The 23,526-nt window shown below is 72.9% G+C and carries 14 protein-coding genes; 3 read left to right on the top strand and 11 right to left on the bottom strand.

Annotation, left to right across the window (positions count from 1 at the left end):
• Positions 1-2: 2 nt before the first annotated feature.
• Positions 3-1,484 carry a VCBS repeat-containing protein gene (locus IE172_RS01885; protein ID WP_229885784.1) on the bottom strand — a complete coding sequence of 494 codons (1,482 nt, stop codon included), beginning with the start codon at positions 1,482-1,484 and terminating at the stop codon, positions 3-5.
• Between the two features lie 89 nt (positions 1,485-1,573).
• Positions 1,574-3,073: a VCBS repeat-containing protein gene (locus tag IE172_RS01880; RefSeq protein ID WP_229885749.1), complete on the bottom strand. Its 1,500-nt coding sequence runs from the start codon at positions 3,071-3,073 to the stop codon at positions 1,574-1,576.
• Positions 3,074-3,807: 734 nt separating this feature from the next.
• Between IE172_RS01880 and IE172_RS01875 the strand changes: the two genes are divergently transcribed.
• Both IE172_RS01875 and IE172_RS01870 read left to right on the top strand, forming a co-directional pair.
• Complete coding sequence (locus IE172_RS01875) at positions 3,808-4,410, top strand: acyltransferase (RefSeq protein WP_190095258.1); 603 nt, start codon at positions 3,808-3,810, stop codon at positions 4,408-4,410.
• A 113-nt stretch (positions 4,411-4,523) separates the two neighbouring features.
• Complete coding sequence (locus IE172_RS01870) at positions 4,524-5,696, top strand: acyltransferase family protein (RefSeq protein ID WP_190095257.1); 1,173 nt, start codon at positions 4,524-4,526, stop codon at positions 5,694-5,696.
• Between the two features lie 73 nt (positions 5,697-5,769).
• Here the strand turns inward: IE172_RS01870 and IE172_RS01865 are convergent, their stop codons facing one another.
• The 9 genes from IE172_RS01865 to IE172_RS01825 form a co-directional block, all read right to left on the bottom strand.
• Positions 5,770-7,053: a nucleotide sugar dehydrogenase gene (locus tag IE172_RS01865; protein ID WP_190095256.1), complete on the bottom strand. Its 1,284-nt coding sequence runs from the start codon at positions 7,051-7,053 to the stop codon at positions 5,770-5,772.
• Positions 7,054-7,062: 9 nt separating this feature from the next.
• A complete protein-coding gene (locus tag IE172_RS01860) occupies positions 7,063-8,694 on the bottom strand; it encodes a glycosyltransferase family 2 protein (protein WP_190095255.1) in 1,632 nt (543 codons plus the stop codon).
• Complete coding sequence (locus IE172_RS01855) at positions 8,691-10,274, bottom strand: glycosyltransferase family 4 protein (protein ID WP_229885748.1); 1,584 nt, start codon at positions 10,272-10,274, stop codon at positions 8,691-8,693. Before IE172_RS01855 ends, IE172_RS01860 begins: the two co-directional genes overlap by 4 nt.
• A 20-nt stretch (positions 10,275-10,294) precedes the next feature.
• On the bottom strand, positions 10,295-12,799 hold the full coding sequence (locus IE172_RS01850) for a glycosyltransferase family 4 protein (RefSeq protein WP_229885747.1): 2,505 nt from the start codon (positions 12,797-12,799) through the stop codon (positions 10,295-10,297).
• Positions 12,800-12,957: 158 nt separating this feature from the next.
• Positions 12,958-13,980, bottom strand: a complete 1,023-nt coding sequence (locus IE172_RS01845) for a Gfo/Idh/MocA family protein (RefSeq protein WP_190095253.1) — start codon at positions 13,978-13,980, stop codon at positions 12,958-12,960.
• On the bottom strand, positions 13,977-15,092 hold the full coding sequence (locus IE172_RS01840; RefSeq protein WP_190095252.1) for a DegT/DnrJ/EryC1/StrS family aminotransferase: 1,116 nt from the start codon (positions 15,090-15,092) through the stop codon (positions 13,977-13,979). Before IE172_RS01840 ends, IE172_RS01845 begins: the two co-directional genes overlap by 4 nt.
• 439 nt (positions 15,093-15,531) lie before the next feature.
• Complete coding sequence (locus IE172_RS01835; RefSeq protein WP_190095251.1) at positions 15,532-19,860, bottom strand: Rne/Rng family ribonuclease; 4,329 nt, start codon at positions 19,858-19,860, stop codon at positions 15,532-15,534.
• A 263-nt stretch (positions 19,861-20,123) separates the two neighbouring features.
• The gene (locus tag IE172_RS01830; RefSeq protein ID WP_190095250.1) at positions 20,124-20,900 is read right to left on the bottom strand and encodes a TIGR03936 family radical SAM-associated protein; all 777 of its coding nucleotides are present in this window, start codon (positions 20,898-20,900) and stop codon (positions 20,124-20,126) included.
• A 423-nt stretch (positions 20,901-21,323) separates the two neighbouring features.
• Positions 21,324-22,370 carry a hypothetical protein gene (locus IE172_RS01825; protein WP_229885746.1) on the bottom strand — a complete coding sequence of 349 codons (1,047 nt, stop codon included), beginning with the start codon at positions 22,368-22,370 and terminating at the stop codon, positions 21,324-21,326.
• Between the two features lie 265 nt (positions 22,371-22,635).
• Here IE172_RS01825 and IE172_RS01820 point away from each other — a divergent pair, with 265 nt between their 5' ends.
• Positions 22,636-23,487: an MFS transporter gene (locus IE172_RS01820; RefSeq protein WP_190095249.1), complete on the top strand. Its 852-nt coding sequence runs from the start codon at positions 22,636-22,638 to the stop codon at positions 23,485-23,487.
• The last annotated feature ends 39 nt before the right edge of the window (positions 23,488-23,526 follow it).

Below are 23,526 nucleotides of genomic sequence, written 5' to 3'. Positions count from 1 at the left end.
CGTCATCGGACCGTCGCCCCGAAGGCGGTGCCGGTCGCCGGGATTCCGCCCTCGCCGGGCCTCCACGTCTGCGTCGGGGCGCTGCCCGAGGCCGCGTTCCACGGGAAGCCGTGGACCGCGTGGCCGTCGGCCGGGCCGTAGGGGACGCCCACGTAGAGCAGCGACGGGCTGCTGCCGAGGCCGATGCCCGCGTAGGTGCGGGGCGCCGGGCCGGAGGGGATCCCGTTGCCGGGTTCCAGCCAGGCGTCGGAGGCGCCGGGCGCCCCGATCGCCGGGAGGATGTGGACGCCGCCCGCCTCGGGTGCGGCCTCCGTGGACTCCTCTCCGGGCACGCCGACGGCCAGGCGCACGGTGGCCGCCGTACTGACCACGTTGGTGGCGGTGTTGACCGCCGCGAGCCGCTGGCCGAAGAAGTCCCCGGCCTCCGCCTCGCCCTCGACGCCGTCCGTGTTCTGGTCGATCCAGTGGAGCAGCGCCACCGTGCCGTCCGCCTTGATGTGGTAGACGTGCACGGCTCCGGCGTCGACGGCGGTACCGAGGTCCTCTCCGGGGACGCCCACGGCCAGGACCGCGTCGGTGACCGTGGTCGCGCCCGAGGGGCGGTACGGGGCCATGGCGAGTGCGGTGCCGAAGCGGTCGTCGGTCTGGGCCGCGATGTCCGGTCCGGGTGTGCGGCCCTGTCCCATGCCGTACAGGGGCGCGGGAATGTTGTCGGTGTTGAGGGACGGCCGGAAGACCTGCACGCCGCCCGCGAAGGCGACCGTCCCGATGCTCTCGCCGGGTGCGCCGACCGTGAAGTAGCGGTCGGTCGCGGAGACCGTGGCACCGAACCGGTCGTACGCCTCCGCGTCCTCCCACACCCCGGGGGTGTTCTGGTGGAACGTGGTGGCCGAGGGGTTCACCCCGTACACGTACGCCGCGAACCCCATGTCGGTGAGCCCTGAGCTGTCCTCGCCCGGAATCCCGATCACCATGAAGGGGATGCCGGTCGCCGAGGTCCCGGCCGCGACCGAGTAGCCGACCCAGTCGTCCTCCTCGTACGCGTTGGACAGGAGGCCGTCGGCGCCCTGCCGGATCCCGAGGCTGGGAGTTCCCTGGCCGATGCCCGACGGCGAGCCGTAGATCAGGTGGACGAGGCCGGCGTCCCGTACCGTGCCGACGTCCTCGTACGGAATGCCGACGGCGATGTCGCTGCACCCGTCCTGGTTCGCGTCGTACACAGCGAGGGAGAAACCGAACCGGTCCCCCGTCTCGGCACTGTCGGAGACGTTCGGTGTGTCCTGGGACAGCACGGTGACGCCCTTGCCGCCGCCCAGCACGATGTGGACCGCGCCGGCTTCCTTCTGGCCCGACACCGTTGCCAGGGGGTCGGCGATGGCCGTGTCGCGTACGCCGTCGCCGTTGAAGTCGGACTCCACACCCGCGGAGCAGGCCGCCGCGGCTTCGGCGGGGGCGCCGCCGGCCGCCACCGCGCCCCACGTCATCAAGGTCACCACGAGGGCTCCGGTGACGCCGTGCCACCGTCCCGTGCGGGCGCGTGCCCCCGGTACCGCGGTCACGTCGTGAGCCGCCGTCATCGGACCGCCGCCCCGAAGGCCGTGTTGGCCGCCGGGATTCCGCCCTCGCCGGGCTTGAGCGTCACCGTCGGGGCTCCGCCGGAGGTCACGTTCCACGGGAAGCCGTGGACCGCCCGGCTCTCGGCGGGGCCGTACGGCATGCCGATGTAGAGCAGCGAAGGAGTGGCCGCCAGGGAGAGTCCGGCGAGCTGGCGGTGGGCGGGAGTGCCCGGGATCCCGTACCCGGGGTCGATCCACTCGTCGGAGGCGCCGGGCGCACCGATCAGGGGGATGATGTGCACGCCGCCCTTGTCCTGGTGCTCGTCGGACGACTCCTCGCCGGGCACACCGACGGCCAGCCGGGTGTTCGCGCCGGTGGAGGTGGCGTTCGGGGCGGTGCTGACGGCGGCGAGCTGCTGGCCGAAGAAGTCGCCGGCCTCCGCGTCGTCGGCCAGGTCCGCGATGTTCTGGTCGATCCAGGCGACCTCGTCGAAGGTGCCGTTCGCCGCGATCCGGAAGACCTGGACGGCGCCCGCGTCGACCGTCGTCGACAGGTCCTCGCCCGGGACGCCGACCGCGAGCAGCACCTGGGTCGTGGTGGTGGCGCCGGAGGACCGGAACGGGACCATGGCGAGCGAGGCGCCGAACCGGTCGCCGACCTCCTCGGCCCCGCTGATCCCGTCCAGGTCCTGGGAGAGCCCGCCGAGCGGCTTGGGGTAGCCCGAGGTGAGCGCGTGGCTGAAGTAGCCCGCGCCGCCGGCGAAGGGGGTGGTGCCGATCGCCTCGCCGGGGTTGCCGACGGCGAAGTGGGTGGGGGTGGCGGCGATGGCGGAACCGAAGCGGTCGTCCACCTCGGCCACGCCGGCCACCGCGCCGGCCTTGTCGGTGTCCTGGTGGGTGAGGGTGGCGGTCTGCGCGGTGCCGCTGACGTAGTGGAAGCCGCCCGCGTCCTCGATGTCGCCGATCGACTCGCCCGGGCAGCCGATCAGCAGATAAGGCGTGCCGGAGGCGGTCTTCCCGGCCGCGAGCGCGTAGCCGACCCAGTCCTCGGCCTCCGGACCCCCGCTCAGCGGCTTGTCCGAGCCCTGGAGGAACTCCTTGACGGCCTTCCCACTGTTGAGCCCGGAGGGGGAACCGTAGAGGAGTTGCACCACTCCGGCGTCGGGGACGGTGCCCAGGTCCTCGTACGGTGTGCCGATCACCAGGTCGCTGCACCCGTCGAGGTCGGCGTCGTAGACGGCCAGCGCGTGACCGAACCTGTCACCCGTCTCCGGGCCGCCCGGCAGGCTGTCCAGCGCCTGGGAGACGGTCAGCGTGCCCTTGCCCCCGCCGTAGACGACGTGGACCTCGCCGGCCTGCCGCACCCCGTTCACCGTCGCCTCCGGGTCGGCGACCGCCGTGTCCCTGACCCCGTCGCCGTTGAAGTCCGATTCGACGCCGGAGGGACACGCGACGGCGGCCGCGGCGGGCGTTCCGCCGGCCCCCACGCCGAACGTCAGCAGCGCTCCCACGAGCACGGCGGCAGAACCCCGCCGCCTCCACATTTTCCCCACCCTTGACACAGATGCCCCGCAAATAAGGAGGAACAAAAATTGAATGGATCATTGCTTCACGCGAAGTCGGCCTGCAATAGCGGATCACGTTTCGGTGACCATGACATAAATCACAGGAAGCTCACAGACTCCTCAAAGGCCGGTCACAGCCGGATGGCCCCCGCCCCGCGTTTCCCGCCCTGCACCCTCGGCACAAACCCGGAGAAGAGTCATCAGCTCGGCAATCCCCGCGGCACCGCGCACCCGATCACCCCTTGCTTGTCCTGATATGAACCCCTTGCGCTCACCCGCTGTCCACGTGGGATCGCCCCTGCGTGGCCGCGGCCGGGCGGTGCGCGGGTGGTCCGGCACCGGGCCGCACGGGGAGGGCCGGCGGCCGTTCCCGGGCTCGGATGAAGGAATGACCGAAAACAGTCGTGTCAGAAAAGGACCGTCCGGATAAGGCGAAGGCCACTTCATCCACCGTCTTCCCGCCCATTTCACGCATGCGCGGCACGCGGGGTGTCCGGAATTTCGGAAGGATTCCTGCGGAATTCGGCGCCGAGGATCCCGCGCGGTGGTTTTGAGTCTCCGGGGAGGGCGGGCCGGCACGGCGTCCCGGACCGCGGGCATCCGCGTGCCCGTGCGGGCGGCGGTCCCCGGCACCGGCCGCGTATGCTCACCGGGCGTAGCAGCCCTCCCGGAAGCGAGAAGACGAAGTGAACTACAGGGTCCAGCCCAGCGCCCAGGTCGACGAGAGCGCCGAGATAGGCACCGGGAGCAGCGTCTGGGACCTCGCACAGATCCGCGAGGGCGCGGTTCTCGGCGAGGGCTGCGTGGTCGGCCGTGGCGCGTACGTCGGTTCGGGCGTGCGCATGGGCGACAACTGCAAGCTGCAGAACTACGCGCTGGTCTACGAGCCGGCCGAACTCGGCGACGGTGTCTTCATCGGCCCCGCCGTCGTCCTCACCAACGACCACAACCCGCGCTCCGTGGACCCCGAGGGCAAGCAGAAGCGCGGCGGCGACTGGGAGGCCGTCGGGGTGCGGATCGCCGACGGCGCGTCCATCGGCGCCCGGTCCGTGTGCGTGGCCCCCGTCACCATCGGGCGCTGGGCGATGGTCGCCGCGGGCGCCGTCGTCACCAAGGACGTGCCGGACTTCGCCCTGGTGGTCGGTGTGCCCGCCCGCCGGATCGGCTGGGTCGGCCACGAGGGTGTCCGGCTGGTCGAGCGCCCGGACGAGGCCGGCGTGTGGGAGTGCCCGAAGTCGGGCCGCCTGTACCGGGAGACCCAGGAGGGCTCGCTCACCGAGACGGAGTGAGCGAACCGCAGCCGACCGATGCGGCCCGGACGACCGGAGCGTCCGGTCCTCCGGCCGCTCCGGCGCCCGGACACGGCGGTCCGGGTGCCCTGGACACACGACGAGGACGACACATGTCCCAGACCGACGCCAAGATCCCGGTGCAGCCGGGCGGCACCACCCCCGAGGACCGGCCGGGCGGCACCACCCCCGGGCAGGGCCCCTCCCCCGCTCCCGCCCCGCGGCTCTACGCCCTCGACGCGCTGCGGGTCGTGGCCGCGCTGTCGGTGCTGGTGTTCCACTTCATGGGCGTGGACGCGGCGACCAAGGCGAACTGGGGCATCAACCCCAAGGACCTGTTCCCCTCGGTCTTCCCCTACGCCTCGTACGGCTCCTACGGCGTGCAGCTGTTCTTCATCATCAGCGGCTTCGTCATCTGCCTGTCGGCGTGGGACCGCACTCCGGGCAGGTTCGTGCAGGCCCGCTTCCTGAGGCTCTTCCCCGCCTACTGGTTCTCGGTCGTGGTCGCCGTCCTGGTGTGGCGCGGGCTGCCCGACGGCCAGCGCACGGCCCCGAGTTTCAGCGAGTCGCTGACCAACCTCACCATGGTCCAGGCGCCGCTCTCCGCCCGGCACCTCGTCGGTGCCTACTGGACGCTGTGGGTGGAACTCACCTTCTACCTGATCTTCCTGGTGGTCCTGTGGAAGGGGCTGGACTACGTCCGTGTCTCCGTCTTCTGCTGGCTGTGGCTGCTGGCGAGCATCCTGGTGCAGCACGACGACGTGCCCCTGCTCGGCATCTTCGCCCAGCCCCTGAACACCGCGCTGTTCGTCTCGGGCATCGCGATGTACCTGATGTACCGCTTCGGCCCCGACCTGAAGCTGTGGGGCCTGCTCGCCGCGAGCTGGCTGGTGATGCAGAGCGACCTCGTCCAGCACGCCGACCAGCTGCGCCACGAGAAGGGCCTGGACCGCGACCCCTACATCGCCCTTGCCCTGGTCACCGTCTTCTACCTGGTCGTCCTCGCGGTCGCCCTGCACAAGTGCGACCGGTTCGGCTGGAAGTGGCTGGCCACGGCCGGCGCGCTGGTCTACCCCCTCTACCTGCTCCACGAGGAGCTGGGGTGGGCGATGATCCGCACCCTGTACGGACCCGTCGGCGCGTGGGCCACGCTGGGCATCACCACGGCCGTGCTGCTGGTGCTGTCGTGGCTCGTGCACCGGTTCGTGGAGAGGCCGTCACAGCGCTGGCTGCGCAACACCCTCCGCAAGGAGTCCGGCAAGCACCAGAGGGCCGCCCGCACCTGACCGGCGAAGAACGCGGGACGGGCCCCGCACCACTGCGCAGTGGTGCGGGGCCCGTTCCGTGTGCGGAGCCGGTTCAGCCGCCGATGACGACCCGCCGGACGCCCTTCCAGGCCTCCGGGTCGGTGGTGCGGCGGCCGTCGACGAGGACCGTGACGTCCGGCAGGTCGGCCGGGGTCAGGGTGCGGTACTCGGCGTGGTCGGCCTGGAGGATCGCGGCGGTGACCTTCTCACCGGCGTGCGGGGTGAGGCCGTGCGCCGCCAGTTCCCCGGCGGTGTACATCGGGTCGGAGACGAACGGCACCGCGCCGCGCGCCTTGAGCGCCTCGACGGTCGGGAAGACGCCGGAGAACGCCGTCTCCTTGACGCCGCCGCGGTAGGCGGCGCCCAGCACCAGCACGTTGACGCCGGTCAGGTCGCCGTAGGCGGCGGCGAGCAGGTCGACGGCGTACTCGGGCATCGCGGCGTTCGCCTCGCGGGCGGAGCGGACCACGGTGGCGGCCGGGTCGTTCCACAGGTACATCCGCGGGTAGATCGGGATGCAGTGGCCGCCGACGGCGATGCCCGGCTGGTGGATGTGGCTGTAGGGCTGCGAGTTGCAGGCCTCGATGACCTTCTTGACGTCGATGCCGTTGCTGTCGGCGAACCGCGCGAACTGGTTGGCCAGGCCGATGTTGACGTCGCGGTAGGTGGTCTCGGCGAGCTTGGCGAGCTCCGATGCCTCCGCCGTGCCCAGGTCCCAGACCCCGTTGGGCCGGGGCAGGTCGTCGCGGGCGTCGAAGTCCAGGACCGCCTCGTAGAAGGCGACTCCGCGCGCCGCGGAGGCCTCGTCGATGCCGCCGACCAGCTTCGGGTAGCGGCGCAGGTCGGCGAAGACCCGGCCGGTGAGGACGCGCTCGGGCGAGAAGACCAGGTGGAAGTCCTCGCCCGGGGTCAGGTCCGAGCCCTCGGCGAGCATCGGCGCCCAGCGGGTACGGGTGGTGCCGACCGGCAGCGTGGTCTCGTAGGAGACGAGCGTGCCCGGCTTGAGGCCCCGGGCTATCGCCTTGGTCGCGGCGTCCATCCAGCCGAAGTCCGGCACGCCCTCGGCGTCGACGAACAGCGGGACGACCACGACGACCGCCTCGCACTCGGCCACCGCGGCGGCTGTGTCCGTCGTCGCGCTGAGCAGCCCGGCGTCCACGGCCTGCTTGAGCTTGACGTCCAGGTCGTGCTCGCCGGGGAAGGGCTCGACGCCGGCGTTGACCAGCTCGACGACCTTCTCGTTGACGTCCGCTCCGATGACGCGGTGGCCCTTGGAGGCGAACTGCACGGCGAGCGGAAGCCCGATCTTGCCGAGCGCTACTACACAGATGTTCATGGTCGGTCGTTACTTCCTCTTGAAACCGCGGACGAGTGTGGTCTTCACCCGGGAGGCCAGGGACTTCTTCGGCGGGTACATCTGGGCCGTGGTGACCACCACGCGGCCCTTGTCGTTGACGACGGCGGCGGCGCGGTAGGGGTCGTCGAGGCTGCCCCAGCGGCGGGACAACGGCATGGGCTTGTCCGTGCCGGGCACGGGTATCTCGTACGTCAGCCCGGCGACCTCCAGGTAGACCCGGGCGCCGAGCTTCGCGTCGCACCGCTCCAGCGGTACGCGGGAGTGCAGGACCGTGCCGGCGCCGTCCTCGGCGGGCTCGGTGCTGTGGTGGCCCACCGGCGCCGGCAGGGAGTGGTCGGCCCGCAGCTTCCTCGCGCCGGCCTTGTCGGCCGACTTGGGCATGGCCCCGCGGGCCAGCCGCAGGACGGCACCGGCCGTGTCACCGACGACGGGCACCCTGACCGACGCCGTGTACGTGATCCCCTCGCCCTCCTGCTCCCAGGCGGAGGCGAGCAGTTCGGTGCCCTGGGCGAGCCGGCCGGGGACCGCCTCGCCGACGAGCTCGTAGCACCGGTCGGGCAGACCCGTCAGGGAGTCGCGGAAACCGGGGTAGCGGGCGTAGGCGCGGTCGCCCTCGACGACGAAGGGCGGCGCCCCGTGCAGCTTCTCCGAGGTGATCGCCTCGCACAGCGCATCGATCGCCCCGGCCCGGGCCAGACAGATGCGCACCCGGCGCTTGACGTCCATCGCGTCCCGGATGCCGTCCGTGAAGTAGGCGTCGGCGAGCCGGGCGATGCCCGCGCAGATGTCGCGCTGGAGGTCACGGTCCAGGGCGGGGAAGTCGTCCTGGACGAGCTTGGCCAGTTCCCAGGTGAAGTGGCGGCGCAGCACGGCGTCGCGCTCCGGGCCCGCCGGAAGGAGCCCGGCGGTGAAGTCCATGATCTCCGCCGTGCACCGCAGCCGGGCCAGGTGGTCGGCGCGGTAGGTGATGTTGCTGGCGTCGCCCCGCTTCACCGCGTAGTAGCAGGTGTAGTCGGCCACCACGGAGATCTTCCGGGCGCGCACGCACGCCTCGATGGTGAACGGCTGGTCGCTGCCCACGGGCAGGTTCTCGGGGAAGCGCAGCTTGTGCTGCTCGACCAGGTCGCGCCGGAACAGCTTGGTGTTGGCGAGGGTGAAGGGCAGCGCGGAGTCGTACAGGCTGACGTCCGCGGCGTTCTCCTTGTACAGCGCCTGGTGGACGTACCGCCCGTTGGTGCCGACCATCTTGCCGACCACGACGTCGGAGCCGTTCTTGTCGGCGCACTTCACCATGCGCTCCAGGGCCTCCTCACCGAGGTAGTCGTCGGAGCCCACGAAGTACACGAACCGGCCGGTGGCGACCTCCAGCGCCCGGTTGCTGGGCGCGGCCGGGCCACCGGAGTTCGCCTGGTGGATCACCTTGACGGTGTCCGGGTGCAGGGCCGCGAAACGGTCGAGCTCGCGGCCGCTGTCGTCGGTGGACCCGTCGTCGACGGCGACGATCTCCAGCCGGTCCCGTCCGATGCTCTGCCCGAGGAGCGAGTTCAGGCACTCCGTCAGGTACGGCATCGTGTTGTAGACCGCGACGACGACGGTGACGTCGGGAGTCCGCGCTTTCATGAATCCGCCTTCGAGGGTCTCGGAACCAGCCGGCTGTACAGCCCGTCCAGCACCTCTGCCTGCGCCTCCCAGGTCCAGGTGTCCAGCAGTCCGGGCTTGTCGTAGGCGGCGCGGTACTTCTCGGGGTCGGCCAGCACGGCCTTGACGGCGCGTACCAGGTCGTCGACGTCCTCGGCCCGGCAGACCTCGCCCTGGCCGGTGGACCTGGTCATCTCGGACATCGTCTTCACGTCGCTCACCACGAGCGGCAGCCGGGCGTGGGAGTACTCGAAGAACTTCGTGATGAGGGCGATCTCGTGGTTCGGCCAGTGGTGGATCGGTATGCAGCCGACGTCCGCGGCGGCCAGGAAGCGGACCACCTGCCAGTGCTTCACGTACGGCACGGCGTGCAGCCGGTCCCCCACCCCGAGCTCCCGCGCACGCTGCAGCAGTCCCTGGATGTAGGCGGCCGCCGGCGACGGGACGACGAACGCCATGTGGACGCCGTCCAGCTTCGGCAGGGCTTCCACCATGTCGCCCAGGCCGCGCTGGGGGCCGGGAGAACCGCTGTAGACGACCAGCGGGACGTCCGGACCGATCCCGCACAGGGCGCGCAGGTCCGGCTCCGGCTCGGTGTCCTCCAGGACCGGGTCGCGCTCGACGGGGCGGTCGGGGGCGTTGAGCACCACGGTCGGCTGCTCCGCGAGGCCGTGGCGCTCCTTCAGCAGGTCCCCCAGGCCCTCGGAGACGGTCACCACGGCGTCGGCGAACGGCGCGTACTCGCTCTCGTGGGCGGTGTTGCCCGGGATCCAGTGGGCGTTGTCCTCCCACGGGCGGACGCCGGGCAGGAACTCGTGGGCGTCCCAGACCAGTTTGACCTGGCGTCCCCTGGCCCTGGCCCGCACGGCGGCCCGGGCGCCCACGCCGAGCATCCGGAAGTCGTTGGCGTGGATGAGGTCGGGGGCGAGGGCGTCGATCTCCTTGCCGTAGGTCAGCTCGTAGTCCCACAGGACCGGTTCGAGGCGACGCCAGGCACGCCTGCCCTTGGCCTTCGTCCACAGGGCGGTGTAGGCGCGGTCGAGCGGTCCGCGCAGGGCGCGGCCGGCCTTCTGCGCCTGGCGGCTCTGCCGCGCACGGAACTCGACCCACTTCTGCAGGGCCTTGGAAGCCGGTCCGGCCAGCAGGAGGCGCAGGCGCTCGACGCGCCGGAACAGGGGGCCGCCGACGGCAGCGGGTGCCACCTTCAGAGCCGCCCTGCGGGTGGCGAGGTCCGCCCGCCAGGCCTTGGCCCACTGCCGGCGGTAGGCGGCCATCGGCCCCGGCGGATACGCGAACGGGCGGCGCAGCGGGGAGCGGTGCCGCTCCGCGTGCCTCTTCGACAGCGGCGTCTTCAGCGGCAGCAGCCGGACCTCGGCGTCGCCGAGCTTCCAGGTGCGCCCGCTGCCGGAGCGGACGAGGCCGAGCAGTACCACGTCCCAGCCCGCGGCCGCCGCGGATTCGGCGGCCTTCTGCACCCGTGAGTCACCCTCGACCTTGTTGTCCACCAGCATGACTACACGGCCCTTGGCCGGGCGAGGCACGTCAGCGCTCTGCGCTTCCATGAACAACCTTTCTGAACCGGTTACTTCAGGAACTCACTCAGGACCTGAGCGGTCCAGGTCCCGTCGTGGTAGGTGCGGGCGAAACCGGCGGAACGCGCGCCGGTCCGGGCGGTGCCCTCACGGTCGTCCACCAGTTGTTCCAGGACCTCGCGCAGGGTGTCGGGCGTCGCGTTGACGATGGGCAGGACACCGTTCGTCGCGGCCTTCACACCGTCGCTGATGTAGGCGACCACGGGCTTGCCCGCCGCCATCGCCTCCACGGCGAACGTGCCGTAACTGCCCGTGGTGAACTGGTCGAGCACGAGGTCGCAGCTCTGGACCAGCTCCCGCATCTCCGCCCACGGCACGCCCTCGGCGAGCCGGAACTCGATGAGTCCCGCGTCGTGGAGTTCCGTGAGCACGGGCATGATCCGGTCGGTGCCCTTGGTCCACCGCTTGGACGGGGCGTGCAGCACCAGGGGGCGCTCGCGCTCCATGACCGGACGGTCGGTGGCCCACGCGTCCACGTCCACGACCAGCGGCGTCCACTTGGCGGTCGGCAGGTCCTCGAGGAGGTCCGGCGTGGTGACGTAGAGCGGCAGCCCCAGTTCGGACGCGATCCGCTTGTTGCGCTCGGCCTTGACCTGGAGCTTCTTGGCGATGCCGTCGGGGGCGTCGTGGAAGAGCGAGAAGGGGTGGCGCGCCATGTGCTGTCCGGGGTGGCGGATCTCGCTGCCGTGGGCGAGCAGCGCCACCTTGATACCGGCCTGCTTCAGCGCGTCCACGTCACCCGCGATGGACTGGCCGTTGAGGTGGCCGAACACCGGCATGAAGGCGTCGACGAGGAGGTGCGTGAGGCGGCCGATGACCCGTTCCATCTGCTGCACCTGGACGTCGAGGTCCCGGAGCCGGTCCGCGTCGACGTACACGTCGGCCGGGTAGTCGAACGACTCGGGCCGCTTGTTCATCACGACCTCGGCCGACACGTCCGGGTTGGCGCGCGTGATCACCTGGGCGAACGCGGCGCCCTGACCGGCGTAGTTGGCGGGGCCCAGGCCCAGCCGGATCCGGGTGTCGTCGAGCTTGCGCCAGGTCAGGGTCCCGTCCGAGGGGTGTGTGCGCTCGGTCCGCACGGCGTCGGGCGTCTCCTGGACGGTCCAGGAGACGTCGTGCCGGGGGCCGGGCGGGGTCTTCTTCGACAGCCGGCGGTAGAGCTGCAGCAGCTTGTCGCTCTGCGCCTCCCAGGACAGGTCGGTGAGGATGTCCTCGGTGATGGCGTCGGCGAGCTTGTCGCGGTGCTGCATGGCCCGGGCGGCCGCCTCGGCGAAGGTCGCCGGGTCGTCCCAGGTCCACACCTCGCCCACGCCGTGCTTCTCGACGTACGCCTTGATGACCTTGACGTCGCTGGTGACCAGGGGCAGACCGGCCTGGAGGTACTCGGCGACCTTGGTGGGCAGCGACACCTCGCAGTTCGGCACGCGCCGGAAGGGGGTGAGGCCGAGGTCGGCGGAGGACAGGTAGTCGGCGACCTCGTGCTGCGGCACGTAGGGCACCAGGTGCACCCGGTCGGCCACACCGTGGGACTCGGCCCGGGCGAGCAGTTGCTCCAGCATCGGCGTCATCCGGCCGTGGACGAGGGCGAGATGGAACCCCGGCAGGCTCTTCAGACCGTCGATGACGGCGTCCACGCCGCGCTCCGGGCCGATCCAGCCCGAGTAGACCATCAGCGGCACCTCGGGGGCCAGTCCGCATGCCTCGCGCACGGAGGCGGCCGACCGGCCACCGCCGATCACCTCCCGCACCGGCGCGTTCCCCACGACCAGCGGCGGCGTGGGCAGCTTGTGGTCGCCGCTCAGCAGCTCGGCCATCTGGGACGAGACGGTGACGACGGCGTCGGCCCGTCCGATGAACTCCGCCTCCACCGCCGGCAGCGCGTACGCCTGACGGGGGTTGGGCCACTCCACGCCGCGCACGTACTCGTGGGCGTCGTACAGCCAGGCGCACTCGAGGCCGCGGGCCCGCAGCCGGGCGACGCTGAGCGCGGCCGTGGCGATCATCGTGACGTCGTTGGCGTGGATGACGTCCGGCTCGACGCCCTCGATCACGGGGCCGAAGGCGAGGTCCAGATCGACCACCTGCGGCCAGTCCAGACGCCAGTCCCGCACCGGGGTCTGGTTGCCGGGCTTGCGCCGCTGCTCCCACTTGAACGCCTGCACGCGCAGCCGGTGCACGGAGCGCCGGGCCCTCAGCATCGCCTTGATCGACGTCCGTCGCGGCGCGCCCGACCAGTTGCTCTCGGCCGACTTCTGGCGCACCCAGGCCCGGTAGGACGCGGTGTAGCGCTTCAACGCCGCCTGGTCCGGCAGGTGGAACTGGGTGGCGGCCGAGCGCAGGGAACGTCCCCTGCGGTTCTTCACCTCACGCGCGTAGTCCGAACCCACCGGAACCCGGATCACGTCGATGGGCCCCATCTTCGACCGCTGGACGCGCTTGGTGTCGCTCCTGCCGATCAGGGTGACATCCCATCCGTCTCGTGCCGCGGCCACAGCGGTTTTCTGGACACGGGAGTCGCCCGTGATGCCGTTGGCGACGATCACTGCGAGCCTCGGCCTACGAGCAGGGGATTCCATGACGTACTTCCTCCGGATGGGACAGGAGTGCGGCCCCCCTGTACCAGGGGGGCCGGGAGCGGAGCGGGCCGGCCTTACTCGGCGGCCGCTCGCTCATCGCGGTCGATATGGACGGTACTGCCGTCGACGGCCGACTTGAGAACCGCTTCCGCCACCTCAACGGTACGAAGGCCCTGGCGCAAGGTGCAGATGTCGGCCGGCCGGCCGAGCACCGCGTCCCGGAACAGTTCGTGCTCGACGAGGAGCGGCTCGCGCTTGGGGATGGCGTACCGGATCATGTCGCCCTCGGCGACGCCGCGGAAGGCCTGGAGGGCCTCCCACTCGGTGGCCACCGCCGAGTTGGAGTGGAAGGTCAGGTCGGCGGTGAGGGTGTCGGCGATGAAGCAGCCGCGCTCACCGGTGACCGAGGTGAAGCGCTCCTTGAGCGGGCTCAGCCAGTTGACGAGGTGGTTGACCATCGTGCCGTCGTCGAGGCGGCCGACCGCGGAGACCATGTCCTCGTGGGGGCGGCCGCTCTTGGAGACGGTGTGCGCGGCGATGGAGGCGTACGCGCCGCCGGTGACCCAGCCGGTCAGGTCGATGTCGTGGGTGGCCAGGTCCTTGACCACGCCGACGTCGGCTATCCGGTGCGGGAAGGGGCCCTGGCGCCGGGTGACGACCTGGTACACGTCGCCCAGTTCACCCGCCTCCAGCCGCGCCCGCAGCGAACGCAGCGCGGGGTTGCAGCGCTCGATGTGTCCGACGCCGGCCACCAGGCCGCGCGACTCGAACGCCTCCACCAGACGGCGCGCACCGTCCACGGTGTCGGCGAGCGGCTTCTCGATCAGCGCGCAGACGCCGGCCTCGGCGAGCTGCAGGCCGACCGTCTCGTGCAGCGCGGTGGGGCAGGCGACCACGGTGTAGTCGACGCCCAGGTCGATGAGTTCCTCGACGGTGGACAGCACGGGCGCGCCCTGCGCGGCACCGTGCTTGTCGCCCATCGGGTCGACGACGCCGACGAAGTCGACGCCCTCCAGACCGGACAGGATGCGGGCGTGGTGGCGTCCCATCGAGCCCAGGCCGACGAGTCCGGCCCGCAGCCGCTTGGCGGTGCTCACTTCTGCTCCCCCAGCGCGTTCACGGCGGCCACGATGCGCTCCAGGTCCCGCGGTGCCAGACCCGGGTGGACGGGCAGCGAGACGACCTCGGCCGCGGCGCGCTCCGTCTCGGGCAGGTCCCAGGTCCGGCCGGCCTTCTGGTCCGGCTCCCAGTACGGCTTGAGCCGGTGGATGGGCGTCGGGTAGTACACCGCGTTGCCGATGCCGGCCTCGCTGAGGCGGGCCATGGCGGCGTCGCGGTCGCCCCGGACGCGCACGGTGTACTGGTGGTAGACGTGCCGGGCGCCCTCGGCGACCTTCGGCGTGACCACGTTCGGCGCGGAGATGTGCTCCGTGAGGTACGCGGCGTTGGCGATGCGCTGCTCGGTCCAGGCGGGCAGTTTGCCGCGCTGCACCCGTCCGATCGCGGCGGCCACGTCCGTCATGCGCATGTTGGCGCCGACGATCTCGTTGGCGTACCGCTGCTCCATGCCCTGGTTGCGCAGCAGGCGCAGGACGCGGGCCACCTCGGCGTCGCCGGTGCTGACCATGCCGCCCTCGAGGGCGTGCATGTTCTTGGTCGGGTAGAAGCTGAACGTTCCGGCGCTGCCGAAGGCTCCGACCGGCGTGCCGTGCAGCGCGGCCGCGTGGGCCTGGCAGGCGTCCTCGACGACGGCGAGGCCGTGCCGGCCGGCGATGTCCATGATCCGGTCCATGGCGGCCGGGTGGCCGTACAGGTGGACTGGCATGACCGCCGCGGTGCGCGGGGTGAGGGCCGCCTCGACGGCCGCCGGGTCCAGGCAGAAGCTGTCCGCCTCGATGTCGGCGAAGACCACGTCGGCGCCGACCAGCCGCACCGCGTTGGCGGAGGCGGCGAAGGAGAACGACGGCACGATGACCTCGTCCCCCGGGCCGATCCCCAGGGCGAGGAGGGCCAGGTGCAGTGCGGAGGTACCGGAGTTGACGGCGACGCAGTGCCGCCCGCCGACCAGCTCGGCGAACTCCTCCTCGAAGGCGGCCACCTCCGGCCCCTGTACGACGCGGCCGCTGCGCAGCACGCGTACCGCGGCCTCGATCTCCTCCTCGTCGATGACGGGCCTGGCGGCCGGTATCAACTCATGGGCGTCGGTCATCGACGCTCCCCCTCCTCGTTCGGCGGCCTCGTGGGCGCCTCGCGATGTGATCGGGAAGGGACGGTCCCGAGCGCGGGACGTCCGTGTCCGTGCTGTTTGAATTCAACCGATTGCCGTCGGCGGCACCGGCCTCCGCGCGGGCTCAGGCCCCGAGGAGCCTTTGACGGAGAACAGCCGCTGCCCGCGCGGGTCGCGGTGAGCGGCTGAGTCCACGGCGGCGGAAGAACAGCGGCCGAGACCGCGATTACGTTACCAGCAGATGAGAGGGGCAATTCCTCATAGTTACCACAGAGAAACCTTCGAATGGTCAATAAGTGACCACGTGCGCGCACGGTACGGCCTCACTCGAATCCAATGTGACGGACAGTCATTTCAGCTGCACGGCGCGGCGCGGGGCACCGGTGCTGTCCGGTGCCCCGCGCCGCTCCCGGCGGACCGTTCAGTCCTCGGTGCCGGCGGTGACCGAGGACGGCGGCTGCTGAGCCGCGGCCGCGGTCTTCTTCGACGCCGTCTTCCTCGCGGTCGTCTTCTTGGCGGCGGCCGTCTTGGTGGCGGTCGCCGCCTTCTTGGCCGTCGTCGTCTTCTTGGCGGCGGTCTTCTTGGCCGTCGTCGTCTTCTTGGTGGCGGCCTTCTTCGCCGTGGCCTTCTTGGCCGCCTTGCGGACGGTCTTCTTGGCCGGAGCGGCCTCCGCCTCGCCCTCGGCGGTCACCGTGCTCTCGCCGGCCGGCTCCCCGGCGGGCGCCGGCTCCCCGGCGGGTGCCGGCTCCCCGGCGGGTGCCGGCTCCTCGGCGGGGGCGGACGGGACGACCACGACGGCCGTGTCCTCCGACGCGGTGGAGGTGCTCGGCTTGCGCACCGCGCGCCGGCGCGGGCGGGCCGGGGCCTCGGGCTCCGCCGGGGCGGGCGCCTCGGCGGGGGCCTCCTCGGCCGCCGGTGCCTCCTGCGTCTTCGCGGGCTCCGTGACCGTGACCACCGCGGCCTCCGCTCCCGCCGGGGAACCGGCCGGCGCGGACACCTTGCGGGTGGCCCGGCGACGCGTACGGGCCTTGGGCGCGGCCTCCTCGGGCACCACGGCGTCCTCGACGGCCGCGGGCTCGGCGAGCGCCTCGGCCGCCGACTCCGGCTGCACCGGACGCGCGGCCTCCTCGGCGGCCGTCACGTCCTGCGCCGTCGGGGCGCCGGCCGGCACGGGCTCCTCGGTCCCGACGCGCTCCTCGGCCCGCTCGCCGGCGGCCTTCGGTGCCTGCGTGACCTCGGCTGCCCGGGCGGCCGGGGCGGTCTCCCGCTTCGGCGCGCCCGCGGGGGCGGACGCCCGCCGGCTCGCCCGGCGGCGCGTACGCCCACGGGTGGCCGCGGCCTCCGCCTCGGCGGCGCTGCTGTACAGCTCCTCGTCCGGCGTGAACTCGGGTGCCGGGAGGGAGACCGGCTCGGCGGCCTCGGCCGCGACCTCGGCCACCGACTCGGCCTCGGTCTCGGCCTCCTGCTCCGCCGTCGGGGAGGCCACGGCCTCGTGCTCGTGCTCGTGCGGCGCTTCCGCCCCGCCGGCCCGCGCCCGCTTCCTGCGCTTGCTGCCGCCGCCGGCGGCGGCCGGCTGGTCGAGGTGCACGAGGACACCGCGCCCGTTGCAGTGGACGCAGGTCTCCGAGAACGACTCCAGCAGGCCCTGGCCGACCCGCTTGCGGGTCATCTGCACCAGGCCCAGCGAGGTGACCTCGGCGACCTGGTGCTTCGTACGGTCGCGGCCCAGGCACTCCAGCAGGCGCCGCAGCACCAGGTCGCGGTTGGACTCCAGGACCATGTCGATGAAGTCGATGACGATGATGCCGCCGAGGTCGCGCAGCCGCAGCTGGCGCACGATCTCCTCGGCCGCCTCCAGGTTGTTCCTGGTGACCGTCTCCTCGAGGTTGCCGCCCTGACCGGTGAACTTGCCGGTGTTGACGTCGACGACGACCATCGCCTCGGTCCGGTCGATCACCAGCGAGCCACCGCTGGGCAGCCACACCTTGCGGTCCAGCGCCTTGGCGAGCTGCTCGTCGATCCGGTACGTGGCGAAGACGTCGACCTCGCTGGTCCACCGGGACAGCCGCCCGGCCAGGTCCGGCGCCACGTGCGAGACGTACCCGTGGATGGTCTCCCACGCGTCGTCGCCGCTGACGACGACCTTGGAGAAGTCCTCGTTGAAGATGTCCCGCACGACCCGGACGGTCATGTCCGGCTCGCCGTACAGCAGCGTCGGCGCGCTGCCGCCGTTCTTGGACTTCTTCTTGATCTCCTCCCACTGCGCCTGGAGCCGCTCGACGTCGCGGCGCAGCTCGTCCTCGCTGGCGCCCTCGGCGGCGGTGCGCACGATGACGCCCGCGTCCTCGGGGACGATCTTCTTGAGGATGGTCTTCAGCCGGGCCCGCTCGGTGTCGGGCAGCTTGCGGCTGATGCCGGTCATCGAGCCCTCGGGGACGTACACGAGGTAGCGGCCCGGGAGGGAGACCTGGCTGGTGAGGCGGGCGCCCTTGTGCCCGATCGGGTCCTTGGTCACCTGGACCAGGACCGGCTGACCGGACTTGAGCGCGGACTCGATGCGGCGCGGGCCGTGGCCCATGCCCAGCGCCTCGAAGTTGACCTCGCCGGCGTAGAGCACCGCGTTGCGGCCCTTGCCGATGTCGATGAAGGCGGCCTCCATCGACGGCAGCACGTTCTGCACCTTGCCGAGGTAGACGTTGCCGACGTACGAGGTGGCCTGCTCCTTGTTGACGTAGTGCTCGACGAGCACCCCGTCCTCCAGGACGCCGATCTGCGTGCGGTCGCCGTACTGGCGGACCACCATGACGCGCTCGACGGCCTCGCGGCGGGCCAGGAACTCGGCCTCGGTGATGATCGGCACCCGGCGGCGGCCCTGCTCGCGGCCCTCGCGGCGGCGCTGCTTCTTGGCCTCCAGACGCGTGGAGCCCTTGATGGACTGCACCTCGTCCGACGGCTCGCTCGCCTTGCGCGGCTCGCGCACCTTGACGACGGTGCGCTCGGGGTCGTCGGTGGGGGCGTCACTCTCGCCACCGCTGTCACCGGCCCGGCGACGGCGGCGACGGCGGCGACGGCTGCTGCTGGAACCGCCGGAGTCGTCGCGGTCCTCGCGGTCCTCGGCGTCCTCCTCGGTCTGCTCGGCGGTGTCCTCGGCGTCCTGGGCGGCCTGCTCCGAGGCGACCCGCTCGGTGTCGGCGTCCTCGTCCCCGGACTCGCCGCCCTCGGCGTCGGAGTCGGCGGACTCGCCGCGCCGGCGGCGACGGCCGCCGCGGCGACGGCGGCGGCGCGCACCGGAGGACTCGCTGTCGTCCTGGTCGTCGGTGTCGGCGTGGTCCTCGGCCGTCTCGTCGGCCTCGTCGTCCTCGGTCTCGGCGTGGGTGGCGGGAGCGGCCTCGGCGGCCGGTGCGGCGGCCTCGGTCTCGTCACCGGCGCCCCGGCGACGGCGGCGGCTGCGGCCGCGGGAAGCGGCGGGCTGCTCCTCCGCGAACTCCTCGGTCTCCTCCTCCGGCTCGGCCGGCGCGGCGACCTCGGCCGCGGCCTCGGCGGCGGCCCGCTCGGGGGTCTGGAAGCGGGGTTCGGTGAACACCGGCGGCTGGAACACGGCGACGGCCGGGCGCGCGGGGCGGCGGGGCGAACCCTCCGGCTCGTCGGAGCCGGTGGACGGGGCGGCGGTCCGGGCGGAGCGCGCGGGCTCGGCGAACCCGGCGGCGGCCTTGCGGACCGCGCGACGGCGGCGGCGCGGAGCGGCGTCGTCGGCGGGGGCCTCCGGGGCCTGCTCGGCCTCCGGGGCCTGCTCGGTCGCGGGGGTCTGCTCAGTGGCGGGGGTCTGCTCGGTGGCGGGAGCCTGCGTCCGCTTCTCGTCCCCGGTCACCGGGGCCTGTTCGGCGGTCGGGGCGGCCTGCGCGGGCTCACCCGCGTCGCCCTCCGCCGTCTCGGCGGTCACCGGGGCGCCGGCGGGCGCGGAGGCACGGCGCGAGGCACGGCGCCGGGTGCGGCGCGGGGCGGCGTCCTCGTCGGCGTCGGCGGTTTCGGCCGGCTGGGCCTGCTCGGCCGGGGTCTGGGCCTGCTCCGCGGAGGGCTGCGCCTGCTCGGCCGGGGTCTGCGTCTGCTCGGCGCTGTCCTCGGTCACGGCCGCTTCGGCGGTCGTCGCCGGCGCGGCGGCGGTGCGCGTCGCGCGGCGCCGGGTGCGGCGCGGGGCGGCGTCCTCGTCGGTCGTGGGCGTCGCGGGCGTCTGCGCCGCCGCGGGTGCCGCTTCGGTGGTGGCGGTGGAGCCGGCGGTCTCCGAGGCCTCCGGGGTCTCGGCACCGGCCGGCGGCGAGGTCACCGTGCGCGTGGCGCGGCGGCGGGTGCGCCGGGGCGCGGCGTCGTCGGCGGAGTCCGCGGCGACGGCGGGCTCGGGAGCCGGAGCGGTCGCGTCCGGGGCGGGGGTCGCCGCCACGACGGTCTCCGCGGCCTCCGCGGGTGCCCCGGCGGGCGCGGCCGCGCGGCGGACCGCACGGCGCCGCCGGGGTGCGGCGGTCTCGGTCTTCTCCTCGGCCCCGGAGTTGTCCGGCGCGTCCACGGGCCCCGCGGACCCGGGCGTGTCGCCGGACTCCGCGGGCGGCAGGGCCGGCTCGACGGTCTCGGCCGTCGTGTCGGCCGCGGCGGCGGGCGGGCCCGCCGGGCGGGACGCGGCACGCCGCCGCCGGGGCGGCAGGGTGTCGCTGGGGGTGTTCGGTTCGGAGCCCTCGGTGGGCTCGATCGGCTCGAGCATGCGGGCGTTTCTCCCGTCAGGCTCCCGGGCGCCGCACCTGGTCCGGCGATGCCGGTGACGTCCGCGGTTCGCGCGGTGCGCGGTTACCGCCGTCCGGGGCGCGGGCGCCGCTCGGGAGCTCTCTGTGTCCTGTCTCGCCGGTTCCGTACACCGAATGCGCACGGCCTGGCGAAAGTCTTCTGGTCGGTGCGCTGCCCGACCCAGGTGGCTCCCGAGGTCGAGGGCGGCGCTTTCACGACGTCCGTCCCTACGCGGGACCTTCCCTACGCGGGCGCCGTCGCGGCGGCAGTGGCGCCGGCCGGTTGCGGCTCGGTCGCTGCTGCCTCGCGGTCGGGCGCGAGCGGGTCGGTCACCGTGCCGGTCTCTTCATCGAACAGCCCCTGCGCCAGCCTGGTCACCGCTGCGGGGACCGGCGGCGCCAGGTCGGCCACGGCGCGGAGACCGGACAGGACGTCGTCGGGTCGTACGGCAGGCGTCACGTGCCGAACAACCAGCCGCAGTATCGCACAGGGCTGGTCGCTCGGCCTATCAGGCTGCGACGAGCGCGCATCGGCGCTCTCCAGGGCCACGACCGCGGAACGGGCGTCGAAGGTGCGGACGCCGTTCTTGGTGCGGCGCTGGACCTCGACGGTCCCGGCCGCGTCGAAGGCGTCCACCGCGCGGCGGGCGTCCTCGGGGTCCACGCCCTCCAGCCGCAGCTCCCACACGGAAGCGGTGAGCCGGTCGGCGAGGCCCGACGTGCGGGCCTCGACCGCCTCGACGATGTCGAGTCCGGCGGGCATCGACTCGTCGAGCAGGCCTCTCAGCCGCTCGGGGTCGCGTGGCTCGGTGAGCGCGATCTCCAGGTACTCGGCCTCGCTGCCCGTGCCGGTGGGTGCGGCATTGGCGTACGACACCTTCGGGTGCGGCGTGAACCCCGCCGAGTACGCCATGGGCACCTCGGCGCGGCGCAGCGCGCGCTCGAAGGCGCGCTGGAAGTCACGGTGACTGGTGAACCGGAGGCGGCCGCGCTTGGTGTAGCGCAGTCGGATGCGCTGCACCGCGGGTGCGGGCGGCGGGCCTTCGGGCTGTCGCTTGCCCAGTGGATCTTCTCCTCGTTGCAGGGAGACGCGGTGCGCGCCTCCCTATCCAGCGTACGGCCGTACGACTACCCCGGTGTCCCGGCCCGGGAACGGGGGTCGTGGTCCTCTTCAGAGTACGTCCGGGCGGAGCCGCCGGTTCCCGGCGGCCGGGGGTGCCGTTCCCGGCCGGTGCGGCGGCGCGGTCCTGCGCGTACGCCGCGGGCGCCGGCTGGGGGCGGCGTGGGGACCCGGCCGGGGGCCGGGAGCGCCGGGACGAGACCGGCATCGCGTGCGTGCCGGTGCCGCCGCCCTCCCCGTGGAGGTGGACGCTCATGGCCGCCCAGGACGTGCCGGTCGTGCACAGGCCACGCCAACCACACCGCAGCGCACCAAAGGCGCAGGTCAGCCCTTCGTCAGCAGATTCCGACCTTCACTCACCCTCCGCACGTCGCGCACCGGCTCCTCGCCTTGATCCCCGTTCGGGGCGGGCGTCCCGGGCCCGCCGACGAGCACCCGCCGGATGTCGGCCCGGATCTGACGGGCCGTCACGCGGGCGGAGGCGAGCGCCTGTCGTGTGGCACGTCCCGCACGACGGCCGGCCTCGACGGCCGGCCGCAGCACGGCGTCCCGCACCGCGTGCCCCACCGGTGTCAGCACCCCGCGGTACACCCACCGCGCGGGCTCCACGAACGTCCACCGCAGCAGCGTCCCGAGGAGCCCTCCGACGGCCAGGGAGACGTACCCGGCGACCCGCCAGGCGTGCCCCAGCGCGGCCCCGATCTCCCGCACGACGACCCCGAGCACCCGCCCGGCGGGCACCAGCACCCAGCGCCGGACCGCGAGCGCGGGCAGCACCAGCAGGACGCGGGCGGTCCAGTACAGCCCCGCACCGATCACGGTGGCGATCGCCGCCACCCCCCACAGGAGCCCCTTGCCGCACCACACGCCCGCGTGCCCCAACGGCGTGAGGATCCACCGGTACGCCCACGCCGAGGGCAGGACGACGAGATGCCGCGCCAGCAGCGCCAGCCCCGCCCGGACCGCCGCCCCGGCGGCGGCGCACGCGTGCCCGAGCGGAGTCAGCACCCGCGCGTACGTCCATACGGCCGCGCGTCCGAGCGGCGTCAGCACATGGCGGTACAACGCCACGGCCGGAAGGACGACGAGTACCTTCCCCAGCCACCCGAGCCCCCTGCCCAGCGGCACCAGCACATGGCGCCACAGCCCCACGAACGGCCACACGAACACCGCCCGGCCCGCCCACAGCAGGGCCCGCCCGACCGGCCGGAACACCGCGTCGTTCAGGAACCGCCCGCCGGCGACGAGCGCGTCCCCCACCATCCGGACCGGCACGACCAGCACCAGCACCACGATCCGCACGGGCACGCGAATCGCCACGACCAGGCAGCCCTCACCCCGCGCGGGCTCCGGCGACTTCCCGAGATCCATACCGGCGTAGACGCCGCAGCGGGCCGGGCGGATGCCCCACGGCGGCACCGATGTCGCTCATCCGCTGAACGCCAGTCGAAAAAGAGGGAATTCCGAGGCTCGTACAAAGCAATGGTCGGCACGGGCGTTCACTCATTCGCCGCGCATCCAAGTGAAACAGGGGCCGTTAGTCGCTGTATGAAGGCAAGCAGGTCAGGACCGCTCCAACTCCACGTAGCAGAACCGCCGTTGACTGCTCCCGCCGGCCCGATGAATCAATTCTGACATGAATGATGAACGCTACGACCCACTCTGGTACGGCGCCGACTTCCCGGACCAGTACAACGAGGCGGGCACGGGACGGCACCGGGCCGGAGCCGTCTACGCCGAACCCGTGGAGCCGGCCGTCCCGCCCTGGAACCCGGCGACGGACCCGGCCGTCCCGCCCTGGGACCCGGCGATGGACCACACCGTCCCGCCCTGGGACCCGGCCGAGGAGCTCGCCTATCTGCTCCAGGAGGCCCGCGGCGAGGAGTACGGCAGAACCGTGCCGCCTCCGCGCGAGGAGCCCTCGGTCACCGCACCGCCCGCGGGCAGCCCCATGGGCAACCTCCAGGAGATCACGGCCGAACTGCCGCCCCTGCGCGCACCGGCCCCGCGCGGCCACCGCAAGCCCCCGCGCAAACGCCCCGACGCACTGCGCGTCGCCAGCTACGTCATCGCCGCCATGGCAGCGGTCACCGTGTCGATGGTGAGCGTCTTCAGCGGCGTGGTCACCTACGAGCCCCTGCTCCTGGTCACCACCGCGCACAGCAGCGGCAGCTCCTCCGCCTGGTGGCCCATCCTGGTCTACGGCCCCTGGCTGGCGGGCTCCCTCTCCATCCTCCGCGCGGCACTCCACCAACGGCGCGCCCTGCACTCCTGGTTCGTCGTCCTGCTCTTCTCCTCCGTCGCGGTCCTGCTCTGCGTGGCCGAGGCCCCCCGCACCCTCACCGACACGGCCGCGGCGGCCCTCCCGGGCGTGGCCGCCCTGGCCTGCTTCCAGCAACTGGTCCGCCAGATCACCCTCACCCGCCCGCCCCGCCGGACGGCCGCCCCACGCCACCGCGTCCGCCCGTACGGCCGCGAGGTCCCGTAGCCCGGCACCCCGGCGGAAGAGGAGCGGCCCCCGTCAGGT

Source organism: Streptomyces griseoflavus, from assembly GCF_014649995.1.
Lineage (GTDB): Bacteria > Actinomycetota > Actinomycetes > Streptomycetales > Streptomycetaceae > Streptomyces > Streptomyces griseoflavus.
Note: the sequence above shows the minus strand (reverse complement) of the source record. Positions and strands in the feature narration are given on the sequence as shown.

Excerpts from the sequence above, each read along its gene's own strand:
- IE172_RS01855 (WP_229885748.1), bottom strand. The coding sequence starts at position 10,274 with ATGGAAGCGCAGAGCGCTGACGTGCCTCGCCCGGCCAAGGGCCGTGTA.
- IE172_RS01885 (WP_229885784.1), bottom strand. The coding sequence starts at position 1,484 with ATGACGTGGGGCGCGGTGGCGGCCGGCGGCGCCCCCGCCGAAGCCGCG.
- IE172_RS01820 (WP_190095249.1), top strand. The coding sequence starts at position 22,636 with ATGAATGATGAACGCTACGACCCACTCTGGTACGGCGCCGACTTCCCG.
- IE172_RS01825 (WP_229885746.1), bottom strand. The coding sequence starts at position 22,370 with ATGGATCTCGGGAAGTCGCCGGAGCCCGCGCGGGGTGAGGGCTGCCTG.
- IE172_RS01865 (WP_190095256.1), bottom strand. The coding sequence starts at position 7,053 with ATGAACATCTGTGTAGTAGCGCTCGGCAAGATCGGGCTTCCGCTCGCC.
- IE172_RS01870 (WP_190095257.1), top strand. The coding sequence starts at position 4,524 with ATGTCCCAGACCGACGCCAAGATCCCGGTGCAGCCGGGCGGCACCACC.
- IE172_RS01835 (WP_190095251.1), bottom strand. The coding sequence starts at position 19,860 with ATGCTCGAGCCGATCGAGCCCACCGAGGGCTCCGAACCGAACACCCCC.
- IE172_RS01860 (WP_190095255.1), bottom strand. The coding sequence starts at position 8,694 with ATGAAAGCGCGGACTCCCGACGTCACCGTCGTCGTCGCGGTCTACAAC.
- IE172_RS01840 (WP_190095252.1), bottom strand. The coding sequence starts at position 15,092 with ATGACCGACGCCCATGAGTTGATACCGGCCGCCAGGCCCGTCATCGAC.